Source organism: Parapedobacter sp. GCM10030251, from assembly GCF_042666505.1.
Taxonomy (GTDB): domain Bacteria; phylum Bacteroidota; class Bacteroidia; order Sphingobacteriales; family Sphingobacteriaceae; genus Parapedobacter.
On sequence record NZ_JBHTDN010000001.1, the window covers coordinates 1,322,635 to 1,346,008 of the forward strand.

A 23,374-nucleotide genomic window follows, 5' to 3' on the forward strand; every position below is an offset into this window, starting at 1 on the left:
ATTATTGTGTGTTTATAATTTGACGTTTGTTGATGACCATTGTTACTTTCCCTTTCAGCTCTTTCCCCAGCAAAGGACTGTTACTCGATTTAGAACGATTGGATTCGGAATCAAACCGCCACGTCTTTTCGGCATCGAACAGGATAAAATTACCCTGGACCTGTTCGCCGAACTCCGGCTGGGGTATCTCCAACACACGCCGAGGCCCTACCGCCAATTTATCGACCAACCGATCAACCGTCAGTCCCGCCTCGAGCGCCAGTGGTAACAAGGTTTGCAAGCCAATTATTCCATCCGCTGCGATTTGGTATTCGACGTTTTTGTATTCAATTTCATGCGGCGTGTGCTGAGAAACAATGGCATCGATCGTGTCGTCGTTCAACCCGTCAAGTAACGCCTTGACGTCGGTCTGAGTCCGCAACGGAGGGCTCACTTTGTAGTTGCTATCAAAACCAGCGATTAACTGATCGGTCATGATCAGATGATGGACGGCTACGTCACACGTTACCCGCGCCCCTCTCTTCTTGGCTTCCCGTATAAGTGCCACGCTTTCGGCGGTGCTGATGGTGGTAAAGTGTATCCGAGCATCATTGTATTCAGCGAGATAGAGGTCGCGCGCCACCATTAACGCTTCAGCCATATTGGGATTCCCCTTCATCCCCAGATATGTACTTATCGGCCCCTCGTTCATTTTGCCTCCCGCAGCCACTGAAGCATCCTCCGGATATGAAATAATCAGCCCTCCAAACCCTTTACTATATAACAGCGCCCGGCTCATCAATCCCGCTTGCTGTACGGGCCTGTCTCCATCGCAAAAAGCCACGGCACCCGCCAACTTCATGTCGTACAGTTCGGCCAGCTCACTGCCCTCGCGCTTTTTGCTGACCGTACCTATGGGATGCACATCAACCGGCAACGATGCAGCCCGATTGACAATCAGCGCTACTTCAGACCGGCTGTGTACCGGTGGATGTGTGTTGGGATGAACAGCGACACCGGTTACTCCCCCCGCCAGGGCTGCCGCTGAACCCGATAGGATATCCTCTTTCGTTTCTAAGCCGGGCTCGCCAAAGTTGACATTCATATCGAAAAACCCCGGCACCAGATACTGACCTTCCGCGTCGAAAGCATTGAAATCATCCCTGTCGCCTTCGATTTGCTCCGCAATCTTGACGACCACCCCTTTTTCCAATAACACATCCCATTTTTTTCCGTGGAAAGGAGTGCTTGGGAAGATAATCTGAGCAGATTTAATGAGTAAATTATCCATGTACGTAATAAGACGAAATAGGTGCTAATAAGACCGGAAAGTTGATTTTTAATGGAATTACGGTAGCGTGTACTTTCATTAAAGAACAAAAGTACAAAATCGATAGCAATGCAACTATTTATTTTTGAAAATACGGATTTCCCCATTCGTAACCCCCAGATTCCAGTCCGGCCAACTCCATCACCCGGTCGATCACGGTGGATACCAAGGCTTCAAAATCACGGGGCAGGCTATAAAACGATGGGCTCGCCGGGCAGATAATGCCACCCGCATCGGTAACGATTTGCATGTTTCGCAAATGAATGTTACTCAACGGCGTTTCCCTCGGAACCAAGATAAGTCTTCTGCGCTCTTTCAAAATCACATCCGCTGCTCTACTGGTCAAGTCGGACGAAATGCCCGCAGCAATTCTCGCCAGCGTGCCCATTGAACACGGACAGACAATCATCGTATCAAACTTAGCCGATCCGGATGCGAATGGCGCATAAAAATCATTCTTTTCATAAAATGAATAAGGGTATTTTGCATAATCGTCGTTACCCAACTCAAATTTCCAGACATCTTTAGCATTATCAGACATCACCACCCCGATTGCATCGAGTTGATTTCGAAAAGCCATCAGCTTGTCAAGCAATACTTTTGCATAGATGGAGCCACTTGCTCCGGTGATGGCTACGACGATTTTTTTTGGCATACCTTATACTCGTGAATATTTGCCAAACTTAGGCAACTGGCCTTTTAAATGCAAATAGCCCGTGGCAATAACCACGGGCTAATGACACCTGCATCCAACATGCCAACTCAACGGGAGCGGATTTCTTTCCGCATGAAAGAAACGTAAGATAGGGCAAAGCATACTACCGTCGCCGCGATTAACCCGGTCAATTGCGGCCATACCAGGAGCAGGCTCTGTCCCAGAGGCAGCGGACTCGGTATAGCACCGTATGCTTGTTCCATGGTCAATGGCCCTAAACTTCTAACAGACGGCACCAGTAACGTGGTGGTGGCATCCGTATAGAGTTGACTAGGCACAATTCGCATCAGGTTTACGATAAACTGCTGATAACTAACAATCTGTTGAGGCGAGACCGCTAGAGAAGGCATTAGCGCCCGCGCTACCAGATTGGCGATAATCTGATAAAAAACGGTAAAGAACAGCCATACGGCGATAGCGGTAAGCGCAGATGTTGCTGCCTGCCGAAAGCGAATGGATAAAAAAACCGATAGGTTCAGCCAAAATGCCACATACAGCACGCTCAATAACAGAAAGCAAACAATCCTTAAAAATTCCTCTACAGTTGGCGGAATGCCAATGATAAACATGCCGAATCCCATGACTAAAAAGCCCAGGGCAAAAAACATGACGCCAATAACCAGGAGTGCGGCGATAAACTTGGCATTGATCAGGTAGTCGCGATGGATCGGCTGGGCCATGATCCGGCTTAATGTACCCGAGTTCTGCTCGGAGTTGATGGCATCAAAACCGAGTCCTATTCCCAACAAAGGCCCCAGAAACCCTATAAAAACATGGAAAGGTGGCAGGGAACCGTCCGACAATGTAAATAGTTTCAAAAAGAAAAAAGGATCGTCTGCATCGCTGGCTTCCCGGGTTTCTTCCACCAGATTTGTTATGGACGTATACAACGACCCAAAACAGGTCAGAAGAATAAGGAATAGCAAAACATTAAAGCGCCAGCTTAGTACATGGTCCGAGATCTCCTTTTGAACGATCACCCAAAAGGGGTGACTGACGGTCAATGCCCTTCGCTCCTGTCGCTTTTTCATGTAGCGATCCAAAGATGCTATTGCCTGCGCAATCCATGGGGTAGCTTTCAATTGGCGGACAATATTATGCAGTTTTTCCATAGACCTCCCCTCCTTCGAAGTATTTTGTATAGATATCGTCGAGACCGTATTCTTTGGTATGCAGGTACTTCAATGCAAAACCCGCATGGACGACAATACGCGCCACCTCTGCGGCTACGTCCCGTACACCCCCTACGTAGAGTCGCTCGTTTTTTATGCGGACAGAAACTACACCTTTCAATTCCAAGAGCCGGGATTCTAAGGCATCCCCTGTTCCGACTACCGTGGTTCCTTCAATTTCAGCCTCAACGATGTAGGGTTCTTGGTCGGAGAACAAGGCTTGAGACAGCTCCATGACATTTCCTTGGGCAAGCAACTTCCCCGCGACGAATATACCGACCCGATCGCATACCTGCTGTACTTGATGAAGGTGATGCGACGAGAGCAAAACCGTAATGTGCTCTTCGCGGCTAAGGGTTACAATCAGATCGAGAAACTCCCGCACACCGATGGGGTCTATTCCGAGTGTCGGTTCGTCCAATATGATGACTTCTGGATTTTTAACCAGAACATCGGCCAGCCCCAAACGCTGACGCATACCCCGTGAATATTTACCTGCTTTTTTCTCCGACGCATCCTGCAATCCGATACGTTGGAGAAGCGCATCCACGCGCCGTCTCGCTTCTGGCCACGAAAAGCCGTTGAGCCTCGCTGTATATAACAGGTTTTCGCGGCCACTCAGTTGTTCGTAAAAACCTACATCGTCCGGCAAGTACCCTACCCGACGCTTTACATCGATGGGATGTACCGTAGAGTCGATTCCACAAACTTTTACACACCCGGATGTAGGCTCGGTAAGCCCGAGCATCATCAAAATGGTCGTCGACTTTCCAGCACCGTTTGGCCCAAGCAATCCAAAAATCTCTCCTTTCCGGATTGACAAATCGAGGTGATCTACTGCCACAAAATCACCGTATTTCTTGGTCAGGCCCTCAAGTTGGATAATGGGTTGGTTCACGGGCTACCTCCTTCCGTATTTGCGGAACAAATAATACACGCCACCTAATGCACCGACGATAATCAGGATACCCAGCCATCCCCAAAGTAACGGTGTCCGTACGGATAATCTAAAAGATGCGGTTGATGATTTCTCCGGCGTTTTAGCTTCCAAGTTTGCCACATAGTCTCCCGCAACGGATTTCCGGCTGGCTTTAATGGTAGCGAACACCTGTGCATGCTGCCCCGGGGCAATTACATCAATTTTACTGGGTTCGAACGATACAGCCCAATCTACGGGAGCGGAGGATTTCATTTCGATATTTTTCAATGGCGCCGACCCCGTATTTTTCACCAACAGTTCCACCTTCTCCTCACTGCCAGCAGTAATCGATGTGCTCAGCTTCCCTGTAGGTGTGGTTAGCTCCAAATTATAGGAGCCTGTGATGACAACTTCCAATTCCAGATCGGACGACATGCCGCTGGTAGCCGCTACCACAGGTATTTTGTAGCTGCCTGCACCCAAGTGGTCCGGTGGATCCAATTCGATGGTGATGTTCTGGGTTTGGTTAGCGCCTACATTTACCGACGAAACCTGTTTGCCGTTTGCCCTGAATAACGCATTCCATCCCTGCGGTACCTGAGCTCGCAGCCCATAAACCTGCTCTTCGCTCGAGGGATTTCTGAGGGTCGAGTTGAAGGTAAATGTTGAGTTAGCCGCCCCCTCCATGTTGGCTTGGTCCGTGTTAAACTCCGATTTAAATGTACCCTGTTCCGAGATTTCCACGGTCAACGGCAATTGGTTAATTCCTTTGGCTACCAACTGGAAGCGATAAATCCCTTTGTCCACACGGTACGGGACTTGTACTTTGAAAGAGAAATTCTTTTTTTCCCTCGGCAATACGGAAATCTGCCCGACCGTCCAGCCTCCAGATTTGAGCTCATAGGACCACCCTTCTGGCAATCCTTCCACGACAATTTCTGCGGTTCTTACACTACTTCCATTGTTGATCACATCGACGGAATAATCAATGGATTCTCCGGGGGGAACCGAAATTTTTGTATACGGAGTATAAAGGGTCATGCTCTGAGCAATGCCCATCTTCTGAATTCCCTTAATCGGGACCACTCCGCAAAAGCACAACAGTAAAATAAAAACTTTAGGTAAAGTAATGGCACGTGTTAACATAACAAAATTGAACTAATTTAGAAATGATAAGCAGTACAGGCAAAATTAGAAAATCGAAAAAGTCGAAAAAACGATTTTACATTTTTTAACATTTCGGTCACCGAACTCCTCAAAAGCAACCTATTAGCCTCTAAAAAACGTTGCTAAAGGTGTAAATTATGGGAAAAATTACGGTTAAAAAAAAGGGCCGAATAATTGAATATTCGACCCTACATCTACCTATGAAAAACATGCCCTTTGGGAGGGCATTACAAAAGTACAGCTAAGAATGAGGATACAAAACATTTATTCGTTTAAAAAAAGTTTTTGTAGACGTAATACTACAAGAAAAAGAGCGATAGCATTCATGCAGGTTTGGTTTTTTTTTAGTTAATTCGTCGTGCGTAATTTTGAAGTATAGATTAGATAGATTAAAGAAATGAGTCTTAGTCAACTGGAAGAGTATATCGAGACCGGTAATGGTCGCGCCATTGATGATTTATTGAACGGCAACCCGAGCTTGAGTAGACAAAAAACAAGCCACGACATCTCTCCCCTCCTATTAGCATGTTACTATAATAAACCACAGATTGTAAAGGTATTATTGAAGCATTTAGACGAACTTACTATCCACGAAGCAGCCGCTGCCGCCCAGTTGGAGCAGGTTCAAGCGATGATTGAAGACCATCCCGACTTAATAGACGTGGTTTCAGACCATGGATTTACACCGCTTGGTCTAGCTACACATTTTGGCAATGAAGATGTTGTCCGCTACCTACTGACGAAGCACGCCGATCCCAATATTCAATCCCAAAATGGGTACAATGTCTATCCCCTACACACCGCTATCAGTTCGAACTTTGACGGCATAGCCAAAATGCTTCTCGAAGCCGGTGCGGAAGTAAATGTATTGCAGGCATCGCGAACAAGCCCCCTACATCTTGCGGCACAAAACGGGAACATCGATCTCATCATTTTACTATTGGAAAGCGGCGCGCGGGTGGAAATCAAAAATGACATGGGCAAAACTGCATCCGATCTGGCAGCTGAAAAGGGGCACGTTGAAATCGCCGAAATCTTAAGGGCATGACTATCAAAAGTCCCAAAGCCGATGGCGCATGCGTTTGATATAATTCCGGAAATCCAATACGATACCCGCCAAGAAGTAGAAGATAATTGGAAAACCAACCGCGAGAAAGGATGTGTAAATAAAAAATAGGCGAAGTTTAGATATCGATATACCCAAACGCTCACCGATGTATGTACATACACCGAAAGAACGCTGTTCAAAGAACAAAAGAATTCGCTTTATCATTATTCGTTATTTTTTATCAATTGCAGCCCTATCCCACATTCCAAACACCGCTTCCTATCGCAATAAAACGACTTCATTTGTAACAAAGCCTGCGATTCGGCCGCATGTTCCGCACGAATACCCAACGTTGAAAAGCGCATTAAAACCGAATTTTTCTCCGTTTTTAAGCCCTCCAAAAGGGTAACAGCCCGGTAAATATACATTTCTTTGCCGACATATTTACCATAAGCAAATAATATACCAGATGCCATGTTGATCAACAGGTTATCAATGGATTGCATTCCCAGTTGAAAACCATGCCGGGACGAGGGCACATCAAAACGATAATGGCCTGCCCAGTACCGATTGACGGGTAGTTCACGAAATATTGCTTTTAATTGATTGGTATTCTCCGCGTCGGTCAAAGCAGCAAATAGATGAACTGTCCGAATATACAACGCCGCAAATTGCGCAATCCGAATCGAAGGAAAATTGCCCGGACGTGTACGCAAGAATTTCCAGGAGGATGCGTCTAAGGGAGTCAATGCATGAAGCCGACGAAGGTAGTTGTACGCTTGTTGTAGTTTACGAGGATATGTATCCGCAAACGCCGGTTGTTCCAGCAAGCCTGCCTGCCCAAAAAACAAGGCTTCTATATTTTGCTGGCTATGTCTATACTTTGCCAGAATAGTCAACGGGAGACTTCGGGCGAGCTGTTCAAACGGTTCAGCGTTGACCTTAAATCCGAAGCTGCGGGCGGCCCAGAGATAGCACGTAGCCTCCCAATTTCCCTGTTGTTCCGATAACAGCTCATAAATAGCGGAAACTCTATATTCAAAGCGCTCAATAAGCAAACGGGATAGCCATTGTGACCGGTGAAATCCCGGTATCCGATGAACCAGTTTCTCGCAGGGAATCCAATACATACCGCTCATCAGATCGCGGTAGTTCGACAAGACGTATTTCGGAATCAGCGGTTTCAGCACCAGCGTTTCAGGGAAGGTGCCATCTTCTCGGCAAATGATTTTGTCATCCTCATATACCACATGCAGTATTACGTTGTTGTATGCTTTGTCGCGATGATGCCGATGTGTATTCCACTCAGACGCTCGCAGATGAATCTCTACGCTTCCGGCCCATTCGGTATCGCCGATCCGTATCCGAGCGGCGAGAAAATCCGGACCTGCGTGATGATTTTGATAGCCCGTATCCCGTATCGACAGGTTTTTTTTTGACACAGTTGACAGACGCACGGTACGATATAAACGGTACCTCCAAATGAAATGCAGCAATTTTTCGGGTAAGGTCATATATCCGGTTCATAGGTTACTATGACAAAGGTATTTATTTTGTCTTAAACAGACAACGGATTACAACAAATGCCGACCGTAAGGTTTTAGTTCTAATAATAGTCGAACCAAGAGACAACCTCCGTTTGGCTGAGTTCAGACTTGGCACGCTGATCATAATCGCGGACGATACGTCCACTTTCCATCTGAATCAAGCGTGAACCGTAGCGTAATGCTTCCCCAATGTTGTGGGTCACCAACAAAGCAGTCAATTTATTTTCCCGTATAATCCGATCGGCAATCTCCATGACCTTCCTGGCAGAACGAGGGTCTAACGCCGCGGACGGTTCATCAAGCAGCAGGATATCGACGTCAGCCATTACCGTCATCAATAAAGTAAGCGCTTGCCGCTGACCACCACTTAATGTACCCATGGGTTGTGCCAACTTGTTTTCAAGCCCCATCCCCAGTGTCGATACCTTGTCTCGCACCAACTGCGTGAATAGGCGGTCCGCTCCCAATTTTACCCACTTTCGCGACCTGCGAAGCGACGCCATTCGAAAATTATCCAATATGGACAGTGACGCCGCGGTACCGATCAGCGGATTCTGGAAGACACGGGCTACCCATCTGCTTCGCCGATAGTCCGGCAACCGTTGTATTTCCTTACCATGTAACCGAATAATTCCCGTATCCACATAGGTATTACCAGCGATCAGATTCAGCAATGTGCTCTTCCCGGAGCCGTTAGCACCTACCAGCACGGTATAACTCCGTGGTTCCAGTTGAAGAGTTATATCGTTAATGGCTGTCACTTCAGTTGCTTTTCCCGCATTGAATACTTTTGTTATATGTTGAAAATCAAGCATGGTATTTCAGTCAATTAACGCTTACTGAACTGCAAGACACCGCCCATTCTCGGCAAAGCAACGATCAACAAAACCAATAATGATGTCGTCAGTTTCAGCAGATTTGCATCAACGCCTATCCGGAGCGCTGTAGCCAAAATCAATTGGAAGATAATCACACCCATAAGCACACAAGCCAACATTACTGAAATCGAGCGGATCTTCAGAAAATTAATTGCGGTATCTCCGATAATCACGGCACCCAAGCCACTGATAACAATGCCTATCCCCATATTAATATCGGCAAACCCTTGAAATTGAGCCATCAGTGACCCACTGCAGGCGACCAACGCGTTGGATATCGCAAGGCCGTATACTTTCATCCGCGAAGTGTTAACCCCCTGCGCGCGTATCATAGGCTCGCTATCCCCCGTTGCCCGCATTGCGATACCAAAATCACTCCGGAGTAAATAGCTCATTACCAAAAACAAAGCAGACAACGTTATCAACAGCACAGACAGTATATTATAATCCTGTCTTGCAAATACACCGAAAATAGAAAAGATATCCGGATAGCTAAGTAAAGGCATGTTTGATCGCCCCAATAGCACCAGATTGATCGAATACAACGCAGTCATCACCAATATCCCCGCAAGCAATGCGTGAATATGAAGTCGGTTGTGAATCAATGCCGTACAACTTCCGGCCAACGCGCCACCAGCCAGCGCAAAAAATAAGGTCGCTATTGCAGGAAATCCATTAATCAATCCCACAGCTGTGATCACCGCGCCCAATGTATAGCTTCCGTCCGTCGTAATATCGGGAATGTTAAATATCTTCATGGAAAGAAAAAGACCGATTACCAAAGGGCCAAAGCACATGGCCTGGATGATTGCTGCCAAGTAAAAATCCATTGTACGATCTACTAGTGATTTCGGTAATAAATATCCAAACGATCCGGCCCGATAACCCGGCTTTCCAATGTGACCGAGTGCAATATCGGCGAGGGGATCCCACCACCCCATGTATCACGAGAGGTAAATACACGGGCTTCGTCCCACAATCCCGCTTCCACAAATAGGTCAAGCGTCTTCCGTCCTCCTTCCACAATAAGCGACTGCACATCCATCAAGTACAATTGATAGGCGATCTTCTGCGGTAGATACCAATCCATATCTTCTACATCAATGTACTTAATCCGCTCCGTCCAATCGGATCGCAAGGTATTGAAAACAATGGTTTCGGCGCTTCCATCAAACAACTCCGAATCCGGTGGCACGGCAAGGTGCTTATCTATCAAAATCCGTTTTGGGTTCCTACCTACCCAATCCCTCACCGTAAGTTGCGGGTGATCGGCCAATGCGGTCTTCGTGCCCACTAGCACGGCGTCTTCTTCGCTACGCCAACGATGTACCAACTGCTTTGCTACGGCGCCTGTTATCCAACGTTGTGTCCCGTCCGCAGGCGCCATATATCCATCAGCGGTTTGCGCCCATTTTAAGATAATATACGGCCGTTGCTGCTGCACTCTCGTCACAAATCTGCGGTTAAGCCAAAGCGCATCCTTTGCCAGTATTCCGTCGATTACCTCAATCCCAGCTTCTTTTAGGAGCTGGATGCCTCGTCCATTCACTTGGTCGAATGGATCACGGCAGCCGATAACCACCCGACCGACCCGATGGTCGGCCAGCAATTTGGCACACGGTGGGGTTTTCCCGTAATGCGCGCAGGGTTCTAAGCTCACATACATCGTGGCGGATCGGAATAATTCGGCCGCATCATCACCATATCGGCGCTGTGCTTCCGTAATTACGACTGCCTCAGCATGCGGTCCGCCAAACTTACGGTGGTAACCTTCCGCTATAATACGTTCCTGATGAACCAATACCGCACCAACCATCGGGTTCGGACTGACCGACCCCGCTCCTAATTGTGCCAATTCCAAGCAACGTCGCATGTAAAGTTCGTGCTCTTGCATATTGCAAACATAATCAAAATGTATCATTCGGCGTTCCGTAACTAGCCTCATTGAGAACATTCGACAGATCAAGCGATCCCAATTTGCCTGGGCTTACTCGGGTTTCAACTACAATCCGGATTTTCGGAAGGTGCCGAAAAATTAGCTTCCAGCATCCTGCATTTCGAGGCTGTTTTCAAAAGAAACTGCCTCGTTTGCTTTTCTAACGTGGATTCCGTGCATGCCCAAAAGATCGAATACCTGCTGCGGAATCCGTAATACATAAAGCGAGGTCCAACCTGCTACGGGGTGGAGCCTTCGCATGGGTCCAAACACATGATTCTTCAAGATTTCTTTTGGTGGGCATTTCTCCGCCCTTGCCGGACCTTTCGCCGGGATGGCCCGGGAGCTCGGTGCATACTCCATGCTTACTTGATGCATACAGGATGCTACCTTGGTTTGCTCCCATGCGATTGAGTAAACAACGAGTATGCACTGAGTTAGCATTGAGCTCCGAAGCGGGTTCCAGGCGGTCTCCTGTATGACCCCGTAGCGATCCATGCTCCATTCCATCTTTCCCTATATGCCCTTCTCCCGCTATGTAGCCGCTTGCCCTTCGCTAAAGTGCGGTTTTCTCGGGCTTTTTAGCGAAGTATATGCGGGACTGCTCCTGCTTTAATTGGTTTCAGAGCGTTTACCCACTGATATGTTTTTGCGAGTACAAAAATCATTTGTCGTCAACCTCAACAAAATAACATCCATCAAAAGAAACCGTATTTTCATCAGTAAACATTCCATTCCCTTTAGTGATACAATAAAGGATGAATTATTTCGGCAAATAGACCCACGTAAATGGAAAAAGAGTGATTTTAAAAAGCTTCTCGAATATCTAGATTTCAAGCGTTTGAACGAATTAATACAGTTTGGCAACGAAATTAAGGACTTGGAGGCACGCATACCCTGAGCGAAACTGTTCGAACCCGTCCGGCTTAAACGACAAAGCCCCGACTTTCGTCGAGGCTTTGTGAACCCACAGGTACAAAACTCGAACTCTTTTTTGGAAGATTTAAGACGATTAAACCAACTTAAAGACAGTCCATACCAACATGATGTGGGGGGCAATCAACCTAAACCTAAACAGCCTCAAATTCCTACGAAAGTAGGAAAGCTAAAAATGTAAGGGATAATTTCTACAAAAAAATCTTCCCTGACTTCGTCCTGTCTCATGAAAAAAGCTCGATACTAATCGTAAAATTCGCTTCATTTTAAACCTTTAGTATTATGAGACACCTATTGCACAAAATAGTCTCCGACATACAGAAACAGGAGCAGAAATTATCGGCAGAGGCTTCCGACTTTATGGACGAGGCTTATGAGATGACAATTTATCTGAAAGAACTTCTTAGTGACATTAAAGAAGATATTTTAAACGAGGGGTTCAAAACAATAGAAGACGAAATACTTTTCTTTAAACAGATAAAGCCTACCGTTCTTGGTAAACTCATCTATTACAACAAAGTATTCAGAATAGAGACTGCCTGTCCTGCAAGCAACGGAAACATCTATGAAAATTATTTTGCCATGCACCTACGTGAACTGAAACAGGAATACACGGAGCATGTCTGTAATTCCGATTTTTACCGCTACTATCGTTCCGGCAGAACAGACCGAGATGAACAATACTTTACACTTGGCAAAATCAACTGCTATGACGGGCTGAATAGCTTCGTGTTTGAAATTGACACCAAATTTTCTACCTACTTTGATTATAAGGTTGCGAAAATCATCGCCAACGAATTAGTCTATAATTATCTTACGACAAAGTTAAGCCCCGAACAAAACCCCGATGTATTGCTACAACACGAGGAAACAAAAGACTTCTTTTGGACACTGACCAAAAACGCCCTCATAGAATTGATTTATGCACTATACGCCTGTGATGCTATTTCTCATGGGAAAATAGGCATCCGCAAAATCAGCATGGTATTTCAAATCCTGTTCCGTGTCTCACTGAACGATATACATAACAACTTCCACCGGATGAAGACCCGTGCAGGCTCACGGACATTGTTTTTGGACCAGCTCAAATACAGCTTAGAGGAATATATGGACAGGGAAGACAACCTATAATTTTTTGTATTCTATTACCATCAACAAAGACAGCATCAATCGGCGCTGTCTTTTTTTTGCCCGTTTGCCTATATGTGTCTATCGGCAAATCCATTGATTTGGATGCCGAGCTATTGCTGAAAAGTGCGAAAAGCCCCTAAAAACAGCATTTTACTTGAACTGAAAAAAAATGAAAAAAGTGCCTTTTTGATAGACACGTATCGGACGACAGCCTGCGCCAATCGCTCCAATTTTGTGGTGTTAGAAATCATTAAAAAGAAATTATTATGAACATCGACAGAATGGAATTTATCGCATGGATGCAACGTATCATGGAACGCTTTGATATTTTGAAAGAGTACGTTTTAAACATCAAGAAAGAACGCCACAGCATAGACGGCGAGGAATTATTGGACAACCAAGACCTGCTCCTAATGCTGAAAATCAGTCACCGTTCTTTGCAACGTTACCGCTCCACAGGTAAGCTACCGTATTACACCATTAGCGGAAAACTTTACTACAAGCTATCGGATGTACACCAGTTCATCAGGGAGAGTTTCAAAGCCCCCATAAGACGTACCAAAGAAAATCCGAGACAAACACCGCCGTCTAAGGGCGGGTAAACAGGTTGTGTATCTACATGGGTTACTTTCGGAGAGTGTAAACTTTAAATAATCAATATCATGAGCGAACAGACAAATGAAAATCCACAGCAATATCCCGAACAGCTTTCGGACGTGCTGTTGGTAATGGACAAGGAAAAAAAGAAAATCCAAGCAGTAACGGGTGTTGACGAAAACGGCAATCTGAAAACTGTTGATGCCACCAAGAAAAACCAAAGCCAATTTATGCGAGTGGACAGAGCCGGAGATTTGTTTACAAATTTCTTCTCCAACTTTTGGCGACAGCTTAAAGACCCGACCCATTTCTCATTTTTCAAAGTACCTGCAAAGGAAGCGGTCGAAACCGCCAAAGAAATGCAGAAACAGGTCGATGCCCCCACCAAAGAGGGCGAGGCTGTTATGGCAAAGCATGAGGTCAAAGAGCCAAAAGAGCAACAACAGGAAACCAAAAAAGATGTGGAAGCACCACAGGCGACACCGGAAACACAGCAAGCACAGGAGAAAAACGAATACCGCTATAAGGCGGAAGATGTGGACTGGAATTATTTAGCGCAATTTGGGATAAACAAAGAGAGGCTTGAAAAAGACGGGCAATTGGATTTGCTGTTAAAGGGCTATAAGACCAATAAGGTATATCCCACAAGTGTCAATTTCGGTGCGGTTATAATGCGCTCGGATGCAAGGCTCGGTTTCCAAGACGGTGAAGTCGGAAAACCTGTACTTATGATGTACGGTGTACGGCATGAACCCAACCTCAAAGCCCCTTTCTTTGGTCACGAGTTTACCAAAGAGGACAGGGAAAACCTGCTCAAAACCGGAAACATGGGGCGTGTGGTGGAATTGACCAACCGCAAGACAGGCGAAAAGATACCGTCCATTATCAGTATCGACCACCTAACGAATGAGGTTATCGCATTTCGGCAGGACAGGATAAAAGTACCCGATGAGATTAAGGGCGTAAAATTGACCGAAGACCAAAAACGGGATTTGAAAGATGGGAAAGCCATTTATTTGGAGGGGTTGGATTTTAAGAACAGTACGAACAAAAATGCCCATGTACAGTTCAACGCCGACAAAAAATATACGGAGTTTCTTTTTGGTGATAAAGCCCCCAAACAGGCACAGGAAAACGACCCGAAAATGTTCCGCAACAAAGTGTTTTCGGATGAACAGTACAAGCAACTCACCGAGGGCAAGACGATTTACGTTTCGGATTTCAAGGACGGAAAAGGAAACCCGTATAAAGGCTACGTTACGCTGAACAAAGAAACAGGGGATTATAACTTCAACTTTAAGAACCCCAATGCGCTGAAAAATAAGGCACAGCCTGCCGAGGCGCACAAAACACAGGTTGCTGTAAACTCCAACGGGAAAACCAACGAAGCAACCAAGCACATCAACGAGCCTCTGAAACCGGAGCAACAAAAGCCGAAAAATAACGCACAACAGCAACGGCAGAATGACCCCAACCGTCCGGCTAAATCCAAAGGGGTAAGAAGATAATACCATCAAAAACATTTTCTTTGGAAATCCCCTCTCACAGAATACGAGGGGTTTCTCAAAGAGAAATGCTCACCACATAATCCATTAAAATAGATAACATTATGAAAGCAATCATTGCAGAAAAGCCAAGTGTGGCGAGGGAAATAGCTACCCTGTTGGGAGCGACCGAAAAACGGGATGGCTACCTCACAGGGAACGGCTATGAAGTTACGTGGGCATTAGGTCATTTGGTCGGACTGGCGATGCCCGAAGATTACGGGGTGTCGGTCTTCCAAAGGGAAGCCCTGCCCATATTGCCCGACCCTTTTATACTTACGGTACGCAAGATAAAAAAGGAAAAAAGCTATGTTCCCGATAGCGGAGCGTTAAAACAGTTGAAGATTATCGAACAGGTCATCGGCAGTTGCGACAGTATTATCGTGGCCACTGATGCCGGACGTGAGGGTGAACTCATCTTTAGGTACATCTATGAATACCTAAAATGCCGGAAACCCTTTGAACGTCTATGGATAAGCTCACTTACGGAAAAGGCGATTAAACAGGGTTTTGACAACTTAAAAGCCGGAAGCGAATTTGACGGGCTGTACCGTGCCGGACAAGTACGAAGCAAAGCCGACTGGCTTGTCGGTATCAATGCCTCGCAGGCGTTGAGTATTTCGGCAGGGCGTGGCGTCTACTCGCTTGGTAGAGTACAAACGCCTACGCTTGCCCTTATCTGCAAACGGTATTTGGAAAATAAAGACTTTACCGTCAAGAAATACTTTCAAATCCAGTTGGAACACCGAAAAGAATTTACAGACTTTAAGAGCCTTTCCAAGACCAAATGGGATGACAGGAAACTTGCTGACGATACGCTGAAATCCATTCAGCGTATCGGAACAGCAACCGTTACGGCGGTGGAAACCAAAACGGTTTCGGAGCAACCGCCTTTGCTGTTCGACCTAACGGGATTGCAGAAAGAAGCGAACAAAAGGGCTTTCTATACTGCCGAGGAAACATTGAACATTGCCCAAAGCCTGTATGAAAAGAAATTTATCACCTACCCCCGTACAGGGAGCAAGTATATCCCCGAAGATATGTGGTCGGAAATCCCTGCACTGGTAAGGAATTTGGAAGCACGGGCTTCCTGCAAAAAGGCTGTTGGAAAAGTAAAATGGGGGCGTTTCAATAAACGCATCGTGAATGACGTAAAGGTCATAGACCACCACGGTCTGCTGACTACCGAAAAAATCCCGTCTAAATTAACGGCACACGAAAATGTTATCTATGATATGATTGCGCACCGCCTGTTGGAAGCCCTTTCACTTGCCTGTACCAAAAAAATAACCGACATCGGATTGCAGGCTTTTCACTATGATTTTACATTGAAAGGGTGTAAAATCATCGAAGCCGGCTGGCGTGGCATCAAAGAAAAATTTACTGATGAGGACAGCGAGCCTGTGCAGGAACTGCCGGAATTAAAGGTTGGCGATGAGCTGAAAATCAAAGAGGCATCCGTACTGGAAAAGAAAACCAAACCGCCGGTGCTTTACACTGAGGCAGGTCTGTTGTCCGCAATGGAAAATGCCGGAAAAGAGATAGACGACGAGGACGAACGGAAAGCCCTAAAAGACATCGGTATCGGTACACCTGCCACAAGAGCCTCCATTATAGAAACGCTTTTTAAAAGGGATTACATTCGGCGTGAAAAGAAATCCCTTATCCCTACCGATAAGGGATTGCAGGTTTACAGGGCAGTAAAGGACAAAAAGATTGCCGATGTAGCCATGACCGCCGAATGGGAAATGGCATTGCAGAAAATCGAAAACAACGAAGCGGATGCAGGTGCTTTTCAGCGTGTAATGGAAGCCTATGCAACTTCCATTACACGGGAACTTTTGGACACGGGAATTGCCCATGAAAAGCAACCCGAACTGACCTGCCCCAAATGCAAGAGCCGTCAGCTATTGGTTTGGAACAAGGTTGTAAAATGCCCCGATGAGGCTTGCAACTGGCTTCAATTCCGTACCGTGTGCGGAGTGCCGTTGAGCCTTGCCGATATAGAAAGCCTTGTGACCAAAGGAAAGACCAACCTTATCAAAGGCATGAAAAGCAATTCGGGCAAGAAATTCAATGCCTATATCGTCATGAACAATAACGCCGAAACCTCCTTTGAGTTTGACAACAGGAAACCAAAAAGGAAATAAATGTTTTGTTTTCTGGACGGCGTACAGCGTGAGGGATAGAAGCGACATCCTTTTGTGGTCCTCGCAGATCCGCAAAAGATACAGCGGATAGCCCGACCCGTCTGCATTTTTTCGATAGTCTGGACATGGGGGTAAAATGCAGACGGTGGCACGCCCAAATCCTACTTTTCGTCCTGCTCGTCCATTTTCTTGATGAGTTCCTCACGAAGCGCATCAAGGAATTTAGTACGGTTCATCTTCCGGTTTCTCAATTCCAAGTAAGTCTGATAGAAATTGCCTAAGTCAATGCCAAAGGCACTTTCAAAGTATTGGGCAACTTCCCTTATATCGTTGTTTCCGTTGTCAAACACATTTTGGTAATGCAGGGCATAAATCAGTTCTATCAATGCCACTTTGCTACCCGTCCATTTCAGCTTCTTTTGGGCTTTCGATTTATTTTTTTTGAATTTGTTATACAACTGGTCTTCGATGTAGACCTGTATCAAATCGTTGGCAATTATCTTTGCGACCTTGTAATCGTGAGAGGATGAAAAGGACTGGTCGGACTGGAAATAATAAGTGTCCAACCACAGCTTAATATCATGCTTGCTCCGAACGAAATATTTCTCGTCAAGGAACGAATTATTGCTACGGTAATACTTATAAAAATCGAGGTTGTTGTCAAAGAAGAGAGTGTAACTTAAACTGTGTCACTGGATAAACGGATAAAAAACAATAGATTCGTAAATCCGAGTGACAAATGAAAGAGAAAGAACCATTTGACTTTGAGCGCTTCAAACAGGAAGCGATGGAAGGGTTGTACGCCGGCAAGAAGGCTGGAGGCACGGACGGCGTTTTCGCACCACTGATGAAACATCTGCTGGAATCGATGCTGGAGGGCGAGCTGAATAACCACCTGGAGGAGGAAAAAGCCTCAGGTCAGCCCAACCGCCGCAACGGCAAGAGCAGAAAAACAGTCAGGAGCATGAGCGGCGGCAGCTTCGAACTGGAGACGGGCCGTGACCGTGAAGGCTCCTTTGAGCCGAAGATCGTTCCCAAGCGGCAGCTGATCATCACCGAGGAGCTGGAAGGCAATGTGCTGAGCATGTATGCCAGAGGGATGGGTACACGTGCCATCAGCGATTACATCCGCGAGATGTATGCCATGGAGATTTCGGCCACGGAAATATCGCGTATCACCGATGCGGTACTTCCGCAGGTCACCGAATGGCGCAACCGCCCGCTGGATGCGGTATACCCTTTTGTATTCCTGGACTGTATGCATTATAAAATCCGCCACAACGGGACGGTGGAGACCCGTGCGATCTATAATATCCTTGGGGTGGATACCGATGGCCGCAAGGACCTGATTGGCCTGTATCTGTCGGAAACCGAAGGGGCCAAGTTCTGGCTTTCGGTGCTGACCGACCTGAAACAGCGCGGTGTGGAGGACATCCTGATTGCCTGCATCGATGGCCTGAAAGGATTCCCGGAGGCCATCGCGTCGGTTTTCCCGCAGACCCGTGTGCAGCTATGCATCGTGCACCAGATCCGCAGCAGCATGAAATACGTGCCGGACAAAGAGAAGAAAGCCGTTATGGCCGACCTCAAGCCGGTCTATAAAGCGGTCAACACCGAGCAGGGCTATGAACGACTGCTGGAATTCGAGGAGAAATGGGGGAAGAAATACCCGCTTACGGCCAAATCCTGGCTCCATAACTGGGACAACCTCTCCACGTTTTTCGAGTACGATCAGGATGTCCGCAGGGTGATCTACACCACCAACCCCATCGAAGGGATGCACCGGCAGGTGCGCAAAATAACCAAGACTAAGGGAGCCTTTACATCCGAGCAGGCACTCCTGAAGCTGATGTATCTGGTAATACGGGAGATTACCAAGAAATGGACGATGCCAATCCATAATTGGGGCTTGACCATTTCGCAACTCTATATTAAATTTGGTGACAGACTAAGGCTGGGACGTGATAGCTTTTAGGAATAGGTTGATCCGGATGACACAGTTCGCGTTACACTACCTCAAAGAACCTTTTTAGCTTTTTCAGTTCTTTGTTGAGGTATTTCCTTATGGGCTTTGCACCATAGGGTTTCTTTGTCTCGATTTTGTAAACGGCGTTGTAGTTGTTAATTATCACCTAAACACCGCCACCGATTCTCAATAAAATGCCGCCACCAAAGCGGTTAAGGATTAACTTGTCTGGGGAATCATAACCCCGGCATTATGTACAAAGTGGCGATGTATCATACAATAAAAACACTATTGGCACAGGGCAGGTCGCAGCGTGAGATCGCCAGGGACCTGGGGATGTGCCGCAAGACGGTGTCCCGGATAGCCAGGGCGCTGTCCGGGGGCATGGAGGGTCCCGGCGAGCAGGTGCGGGCAAAGGTGCTTGACGATTACGAAGAAGAGATATCCACGTACCATGGATCGGGCCTGAGCGCGGTTCTTATCCACCGGAAGCTGGTTGAGAAGCACGGCGTGGATGTATCCTACCCAAGCGTTGCACGGAGTGTGGAACGGCTGAAAAAGCGGGAGGTTTATGTCCCGCTTCACAGCCCGCCGGGCGGGGAATGCCAGGTTGACTTCGGCTACCTCGGCCGGTTCCGGCGCAACGGCCGTGCGGTCAAGGTATGGGTATTCGCCATGGTGCTGTCGCACAGCCGGTATTCGTATTACCGCGTGGTGACCACCCAGCGGGTCACCGAGTTCCTGGACTGCCATATCAAGGCTTTCGAGTATTTCGGGGGCGTTCCCAGGACAGTCAAGCTTGACAACCTGAAATCGGGAGTGACAACGCCGGACCTTTACGAACCGCTCCTGCAGGAACAGTACTCGTCTTTCCTGGCTTATTACGGCTGTGCGGGCATCGCCTGCCGTCCTGAACGCCCGCAGGACAAGGGCAAGGTCGAGTCGGCCATCAAATACGTGAAGAACAACTTCCTGAAGGGCTTCGAAGGGGAAGGCTACGGGGAACTGGTATGTGCGCTCCGGGTCTGGAACGAAGAGATCTGCAACAAGCGTGTCCACGGCACCACGCGGCGGGTTCCGGCATCGGCTTTCCACTCGGTGGAGCGGGAGGCGCTGGGAGCGCTGCCGTCCCACCGCTACCAGATCAGCGAGGTCACCGGGCGGCGGGTCACCAGGATGGCCCACGTCACCTACCGGCACAACTATTACTCGGTACCGGCGCGCTACGCCGGGCTGCAGGTAAGGCTGGAAAGCAACGGGACGCTGCTGCGCATCTACCATGAGCGCGCCCAGATCGCCACGCACAGCATCTCCCATGAGATCGGGCTGTACGTATCGATGCAGGAACACCGGCCGGAGGGCAAGCGGATGGTCTTCCGGGAGGAATACCAGCGCCGCATGGCCGCCATAGGCCCCCATGCGGTACGGATGTTCTCGGCGCTGCTGGAGCAGGTGCCCACGCATTGGACACCCATGACGCGGGGGATACTCAGCCTGCGCAAGCGGTTCAGCGATGAGGCCATCGACGCCTCGTGCCGGCGCGCCCTGCATTACGGGGCCATCGGTTACCAGCAGGTGAAAAGGATCTGCGAGGGCGGCCTGTACCGCCAGCGGGAAGACACCCTGCCCCGGCCGGACTATTCCCAGGAGTACGGCCATGAGCTGGGCATGTACGACAGGATCACCCAGGGATGAACGGGAACACTAACAATCACTGACAGATAAAATGGAAACACTCAAATCACAGTTACGCGCCCTGAAAATGCCTGCCATGGCAGAGGGGCTGGAGATGCGCAACAGGCATGCGCTGGCCAACCAGACCACCTATCTGGAGTTCCTGGAACTCCTTGTGGAAGACGAATCGGCAAGCCGGCAGGCGAACGGTTACCGTTCAAGGCTGAAGGACTCCCGGCTGGACACCCAGAAAGTGCTCGATACCTACGACTTCACCTACCAGCCCCAGCTCGACAAAAGACAGGTCTACGAGCTTGCCTCATGCCGGTTCATCGAACAGCGGCACAACGCGGTATTCATGGGCAAGCCCGGCGTGGGCAAAACACATCTGGCGCATGCCATAGGGCTGGAAGCGGTGAAACGGGGCAAAAAGGTGCTCTTCGTGCACACCAACGAAATGGTTGACAGGCTGTATGCCTCACGGGCCGACGGCTCCTACCAGGCCACCATACAGCGCTACCTGAAACCGGACCTGCTCATACTGGACGAACTGGGGTTCAAGAAAATGCCGCAGAACAGCATGGAAGACTTCTTTGAAATCATCCGCAGGCGTTACGAAACCGGATCGGTGGTCATCACCACCAACCGTAACTTCGAGGACTGGGGCGCACTCTTCGGGGACAGGGTCATCGCTTCGGCTATCATTGACCGGATCGTGCACCATGCGGTCATCGTGAAACTGACCGGATCAAGCTACCGCGTGAAGAACCTGATGGAGCTCCAGGGGCTCTTCGGAGAGGACGACGGCCAGCAACCCAAAAGGGGCCGGCCAAAGAAGGTGGTCACCGAAGAAACAGGGGGTGAAAACGAAGTTGCAAATGACTGATTTTTTGTGATATTAGTGGCGGCATTTTATTGAGAATACCCGGCGGCATTTTATTGATAAGTGACAGTAGTAAATGAGTTTTGATAGGATAACAGGTTTCTGATACTTGAAAAAGCGAATTTCTTCTTCGATGTTCTTAAACCCTCTTTTCAGAACACGCTCTTTTACTTCGGACAGGCATTCGAGTATAAGGTGTATAGTTGCTTCTATTTGCTGTATTGAGCAATCGCTTTCAATCTCTTGCTCCTTAATTGCAGTTTCTAATTTATGCAGAGTTTCATTATAAAATTTATCCATTTCACTATTTGAAATCTTAATATCAATAGAAATATTAGTCTATTGTCAAAGAACAATTCTATTGCGCAGACTATTTCAGCATAACGACTTGTTATATGGTTCTAATGAGTCACTTTATTTAAAAGTAGTTTCTATTACCGTCCTGTAACCTGTAAATAAGTCGTAACCGCCAACTTATATTGCGTTTTTGCTTCTATCAGTTTATCGGCTGTTTCTGTAACCAATGCTTGTGCTTCCAACAAGTCTGAAAGCGTAACTACTCCACTCTTATAACCTGTTTGGCTTACTTTCAGGTTTTCTTCGGCTTGCAATGCTGTTTCTCGCATAATGGCAATTTGTTTCCACGTTTCGTTTACGTCCGTCCAGGATTTTTCCATCTGTAGATGGAGTAAACCCTTTGTATCCTCAAATGTGTTTTCAGCAATTTGTTGTTTTATTTTTTGCTCCCTGATGCTGTGAGAACCGCCCCACCAATCGGATATAGGAATGGATAGGGAAACATAAGCCAACCCATTGGTATAATTGTTCGCCCCTTTTTCCAACATATTGATATGATACCCCGCCAATCCAACGGCAACAGTGGGCATATAATCGCCTGTTTTCATCTTCGTTTGCAATTGTGCAGCTTCAACAGATTTTTCCAATAGTTGGTATTCTGTTCTGTTAGCCAAAACTTGTGAATGGGTGGTGTAATAAGCCAACGGACTTTGGCTTATTACAATCGTTTCTTTCAAAACCAATGTACTGTCATACGCTATTCCGATGGTTTGGCAGAATTGCATTGTTGCCAATTTCTCTCCGTTCAGCAATTTGTTTTTGTTGGCTTCCAGTTCGCTTTGTTTGATTTGCACTTTCAATACATCGTTTTTGATTATCAATCCTGCTGTAAAAGCATCATCTACCTGCTTGCGAATGTCGCTTAACAACAGTTCATATTTTTCCAATGTCTTTTGTTTTTCCTGCAGGGAAATCAATTGCCAATATTGCTGCTCGGTTTTAAGCAATATTTCATTTTCGGTTAGCTGCTGCTGCTTGCCTTTCACATCAACATTAAGGGCTGCTAATTTGTTGCCTGTTGTTATTTTGCCACCTGCATAAATGGGTTGTGCTACGTTCAAAACGCCTATTGCTGTTCGCTGCATCATACTTAATTCCATTCCGGGGAAGTAGGCAAATTGTGTTGCTGTGGGTAGATTGGCGGGATTGCCGTCATATACGGGCAGGTTGCCGCCTTCCATTTTGTACTCAATTAGCGGATTGATTGCCTGCATACCAAAAACATTGGCACTTACTTTCGGGAAATAGTTGGTGTAGGCATTTTTCTTTACCTGCTGTGCCGCTTCTATTTCCAATGCACTGTTGTGAAAAGTCTTATTGTTCTTCAAAGCAAGCGTTTTGCTTTGTTCCAATGTTAATGTTGTTTGGCCGTAAGCCGTTGCCGATGCAATCAGGGCAACAACCATTATTGTTATTTTTTTCATCCGTTTAAATTTGTTTTTTAG

The 23,374-nt window shown here is 47.1% G+C and carries 21 protein-coding genes and 2 pseudogenes; 9 read left to right on the forward strand and 14 right to left on the reverse strand.

The window, feature by feature from the left end:
• Position 1: 1 nt before the first annotated feature.
• The 5 genes from ACFQRK_RS05775 to ACFQRK_RS05795 all read right to left on the reverse strand — a co-directional run bounded on the left by ACFQRK_RS05775 (position 2) and on the right by ACFQRK_RS05795 (position 5,174).
• Complete coding sequence (locus ACFQRK_RS05775) at positions 2-1,270, reverse strand: dihydroorotase family protein (RefSeq protein ID WP_379004548.1); 1,269 nt, start codon at positions 1,268-1,270, stop codon at positions 2-4.
• Positions 1,271-1,388: 118 nt separating this feature from the next.
• Positions 1,389-1,964: a UbiX family flavin prenyltransferase gene (locus ACFQRK_RS05780; RefSeq protein WP_379004550.1), complete on the reverse strand. Its 576-nt coding sequence runs from the start codon at positions 1,962-1,964 to the stop codon at positions 1,389-1,391.
• A 107-nt stretch (positions 1,965-2,071) separates the two neighbouring features.
• On the reverse strand, positions 2,072-3,136 hold the full coding sequence (locus ACFQRK_RS05785; RefSeq protein ID WP_379004553.1) for an ABC transporter permease: 1,065 nt from the start codon (positions 3,134-3,136) through the stop codon (positions 2,072-2,074).
• Positions 3,120-4,094: an ABC transporter ATP-binding protein gene (locus tag ACFQRK_RS05790; protein WP_379004555.1), complete on the reverse strand. Its 975-nt coding sequence runs from the start codon at positions 4,092-4,094 to the stop codon at positions 3,120-3,122. Before ACFQRK_RS05790 ends, ACFQRK_RS05785 begins: the two co-directional genes overlap by 17 nt.
• A gap of 3 nt (positions 4,095-4,097) precedes the next feature.
• Positions 4,098-5,174, reverse strand: coding sequence for an NEW3 domain-containing protein (locus tag ACFQRK_RS05795; RefSeq protein WP_379004556.1), 1,077 nt, complete (start codon positions 5,172-5,174; stop codon positions 4,098-4,100).
• Between the two features lie 505 nt (positions 5,175-5,679).
• Between ACFQRK_RS05795 and ACFQRK_RS05800 the strand changes: the two genes are divergently transcribed.
• Positions 5,680-6,330, forward strand: coding sequence for an ankyrin repeat domain-containing protein (locus ACFQRK_RS05800; protein ID WP_379004558.1), 651 nt, complete (start codon positions 5,680-5,682; stop codon positions 6,328-6,330).
• A gap of 3 nt (positions 6,331-6,333) precedes the next feature.
• Here the strand turns inward: ACFQRK_RS05800 and ACFQRK_RS05805 are convergent, their stop codons facing one another.
• From ACFQRK_RS05805 to ACFQRK_RS05830, 6 genes are all read right to left on the reverse strand, one after another.
• Entirely contained in the window at positions 6,334-6,555 is a 222-nt protein-coding gene (locus ACFQRK_RS05805; RefSeq protein ID WP_229717736.1) for a PspC domain-containing protein, read from the reverse strand.
• Positions 6,555-7,844, reverse strand: a complete 1,290-nt coding sequence (locus ACFQRK_RS05810; RefSeq protein ID WP_379004560.1) for a DUF2851 family protein — start codon at positions 7,842-7,844, stop codon at positions 6,555-6,557. The genes ACFQRK_RS05805 and ACFQRK_RS05810 overlap by 1 nt, the downstream gene beginning before the upstream one ends.
• A gap of 92 nt (positions 7,845-7,936) precedes the next feature.
• On the reverse strand, positions 7,937-8,692 hold the full coding sequence (locus ACFQRK_RS05815) for an ABC transporter ATP-binding protein (RefSeq protein ID WP_379004562.1): 756 nt from the start codon (positions 8,690-8,692) through the stop codon (positions 7,937-7,939).
• Positions 8,693-8,706: 14 nt separating this feature from the next.
• Entirely contained in the window at positions 8,707-9,585 is an 879-nt protein-coding gene (locus ACFQRK_RS05820; RefSeq protein ID WP_379004563.1) for an ABC transporter permease, read from the reverse strand.
• 11 nt (positions 9,586-9,596) lie between these two features.
• On the reverse strand, positions 9,597-10,649 hold the full coding sequence (gene ribD / locus ACFQRK_RS05825) for a bifunctional diaminohydroxyphosphoribosylaminopyrimidine deaminase/5-amino-6-(5-phosphoribosylamino)uracil reductase RibD (RefSeq protein WP_379004565.1): 1,053 nt from the start codon (positions 10,647-10,649) through the stop codon (positions 9,597-9,599).
• A 141-nt stretch (positions 10,650-10,790) separates the two neighbouring features.
• Positions 10,791-11,201: a hypothetical protein gene (locus tag ACFQRK_RS05830; protein WP_379004567.1), complete on the reverse strand. Its 411-nt coding sequence runs from the start codon at positions 11,199-11,201 to the stop codon at positions 10,791-10,793.
• 106 nt (positions 11,202-11,307) lie between these two features.
• Between ACFQRK_RS05830 and ACFQRK_RS05835 the strand changes: the two genes are divergently transcribed.
• The 5 genes from ACFQRK_RS05835 (at position 11,308) to ACFQRK_RS05855 (ending at position 17,049) form a co-directional block, all read left to right on the forward strand.
• Positions 11,308-11,592 (forward strand): LytTR family transcriptional regulator DNA-binding domain-containing protein, encoded by a 285-nt coding sequence (locus ACFQRK_RS05835; RefSeq protein WP_379004569.1) that lies wholly within the window; start codon positions 11,308-11,310, stop codon positions 11,590-11,592.
• Positions 11,593-11,909: 317 nt separating this feature from the next.
• A complete protein-coding gene (locus tag ACFQRK_RS05840) occupies positions 11,910-12,758 on the forward strand; it encodes an RteC domain-containing protein (RefSeq protein ID WP_379004570.1) in 849 nt (282 codons plus the stop codon).
• A 266-nt stretch (positions 12,759-13,024) separates the two neighbouring features.
• Entirely contained in the window at positions 13,025-13,360 is a 336-nt protein-coding gene (locus tag ACFQRK_RS05845) for a helix-turn-helix domain-containing protein (protein ID WP_045755552.1), read from the forward strand.
• A 60-nt stretch (positions 13,361-13,420) separates the two neighbouring features.
• Entirely contained in the window at positions 13,421-14,863 is a 1,443-nt protein-coding gene (locus ACFQRK_RS05850) for a DUF3945 domain-containing protein (protein ID WP_379004572.1), read from the forward strand.
• A 101-nt stretch (positions 14,864-14,964) separates the two neighbouring features.
• Positions 14,965-17,049, forward strand: a complete 2,085-nt coding sequence (locus ACFQRK_RS05855) for a DNA topoisomerase (RefSeq protein WP_379004574.1) — start codon at positions 14,965-14,967, stop codon at positions 17,047-17,049.
• 161 nt (positions 17,050-17,210) lie between these two features.
• On the opposite strand, the pseudogene ACFQRK_RS05860 reads toward ACFQRK_RS05855, so the two are convergent.
• A pseudogene (locus ACFQRK_RS05860) lies at positions 17,211-17,717 on the reverse strand (RteC domain-containing protein); the annotation flags it as partial.
• Positions 17,718-17,788: 71 nt separating this feature from the next.
• Between ACFQRK_RS05860 and ACFQRK_RS05865 the strand changes: the two are divergent.
• Positions 17,789-19,024 carry an IS256 family transposase gene (locus ACFQRK_RS05865; RefSeq protein WP_379004575.1) on the forward strand — a complete coding sequence of 412 codons (1,236 nt, stop codon included), beginning with the start codon at positions 17,789-17,791 and terminating at the stop codon, positions 19,022-19,024.
• Between the two features lie 40 nt (positions 19,025-19,064).
• Here the strand turns inward: ACFQRK_RS05865 and ACFQRK_RS05870 are convergent.
• Positions 19,065-19,166: pseudogene (locus tag ACFQRK_RS05870) on the reverse strand (RteC domain-containing protein); the annotation flags it as partial.
• A gap of 101 nt (positions 19,167-19,267) precedes the next feature.
• Here ACFQRK_RS05870 and istA point away from each other — a divergent pair.
• Positions 19,268-20,710: an IS21 family transposase gene (istA, locus tag ACFQRK_RS05875; protein ID WP_379004577.1), complete on the forward strand. Its 1,443-nt coding sequence runs from the start codon at positions 19,268-19,270 to the stop codon at positions 20,708-20,710.
• 31 nt (positions 20,711-20,741) lie between these two features.
• A complete protein-coding gene (istB, locus tag ACFQRK_RS05880; RefSeq protein WP_379004579.1) occupies positions 20,742-21,575 on the forward strand; it encodes an IS21-like element helper ATPase IstB in 834 nt (277 codons plus the stop codon).
• A gap of 431 nt (positions 21,576-22,006) precedes the next feature.
• Here istB and ACFQRK_RS05885 read toward each other — a convergent pair whose 3' ends face one another.
• Positions 22,007-23,353 carry a TolC family protein gene (locus tag ACFQRK_RS05885; protein ID WP_379004581.1) on the reverse strand — a complete coding sequence of 449 codons (1,347 nt, stop codon included), beginning with the start codon at positions 23,351-23,353 and terminating at the stop codon, positions 22,007-22,009.
• Positions 23,354-23,374: the final 21 nt, after the last annotated feature.

Excerpts from the sequence above, each read along its gene's own strand:
- ACFQRK_RS05805 (WP_229717736.1), bottom strand. The coding sequence starts at position 6,555 with ATGATAAAGCGAATTCTTTTGTTCTTTGAACAGCGTTCTTTCGGTGTA.
- ACFQRK_RS05845 (WP_045755552.1), top strand. The coding sequence starts at position 13,025 with ATGAACATCGACAGAATGGAATTTATCGCATGGATGCAACGTATCATG.
- ACFQRK_RS05810 (WP_379004560.1), bottom strand. The coding sequence starts at position 7,844 with ATGACCTTACCCGAAAAATTGCTGCATTTCATTTGGAGGTACCGTTTA.
- ACFQRK_RS05775 (WP_379004548.1), bottom strand. The coding sequence starts at position 1,270 with ATGGATAATTTACTCATTAAATCTGCTCAGATTATCTTCCCAAGCACT.
- ACFQRK_RS05785 (WP_379004553.1), bottom strand. The coding sequence starts at position 3,136 with ATGGAAAAACTGCATAATATTGTCCGCCAATTGAAAGCTACCCCATGG.
- ACFQRK_RS05815 (WP_379004562.1), bottom strand. The coding sequence starts at position 8,692 with ATGCTTGATTTTCAACATATAACAAAAGTATTCAATGCGGGAAAAGCA.
- ACFQRK_RS05780 (WP_379004550.1), bottom strand. The coding sequence starts at position 1,964 with ATGCCAAAAAAAATCGTCGTAGCCATCACCGGAGCAAGTGGCTCCATC.
- ACFQRK_RS05865 (WP_379004575.1), top strand. The coding sequence starts at position 17,789 with ATGAAAGAGAAAGAACCATTTGACTTTGAGCGCTTCAAACAGGAAGCG.
- ACFQRK_RS05850 (WP_379004572.1), top strand. The coding sequence starts at position 13,421 with ATGAGCGAACAGACAAATGAAAATCCACAGCAATATCCCGAACAGCTT.
- istB (WP_379004579.1), top strand. The coding sequence starts at position 20,742 with ATGGAAACACTCAAATCACAGTTACGCGCCCTGAAAATGCCTGCCATG.
- ACFQRK_RS05840 (WP_379004570.1), top strand. The coding sequence starts at position 11,910 with ATGAGACACCTATTGCACAAAATAGTCTCCGACATACAGAAACAGGAG.
- ACFQRK_RS05820 (WP_379004563.1), bottom strand. The coding sequence starts at position 9,585 with ATGGATTTTTACTTGGCAGCAATCATCCAGGCCATGTGCTTTGGCCCT.
- ribD (WP_379004565.1), bottom strand. The coding sequence starts at position 10,649 with ATGCAAGAGCACGAACTTTACATGCGACGTTGCTTGGAATTGGCACAA.
- ACFQRK_RS05855 (WP_379004574.1), top strand. The coding sequence starts at position 14,965 with ATGAAAGCAATCATTGCAGAAAAGCCAAGTGTGGCGAGGGAAATAGCT.
- ACFQRK_RS05795 (WP_379004556.1), bottom strand. The coding sequence starts at position 5,174 with ATGGGCATTGCTCAGAGCATGACCCTTTATACTCCGTATACAAAAATT.
- ACFQRK_RS05800 (WP_379004558.1), top strand. The coding sequence starts at position 5,680 with ATGAGTCTTAGTCAACTGGAAGAGTATATCGAGACCGGTAATGGTCGC.
- ACFQRK_RS05885 (WP_379004581.1), bottom strand. The coding sequence starts at position 23,353 with ATGAAAAAAATAACAATAATGGTTGTTGCCCTGATTGCATCGGCAACG.
- ACFQRK_RS05830 (WP_379004567.1), bottom strand. The coding sequence starts at position 11,201 with ATGGAATGGAGCATGGATCGCTACGGGGTCATACAGGAGACCGCCTGG.
- istA (WP_379004577.1), top strand. The coding sequence starts at position 19,268 with ATGTACAAAGTGGCGATGTATCATACAATAAAAACACTATTGGCACAG.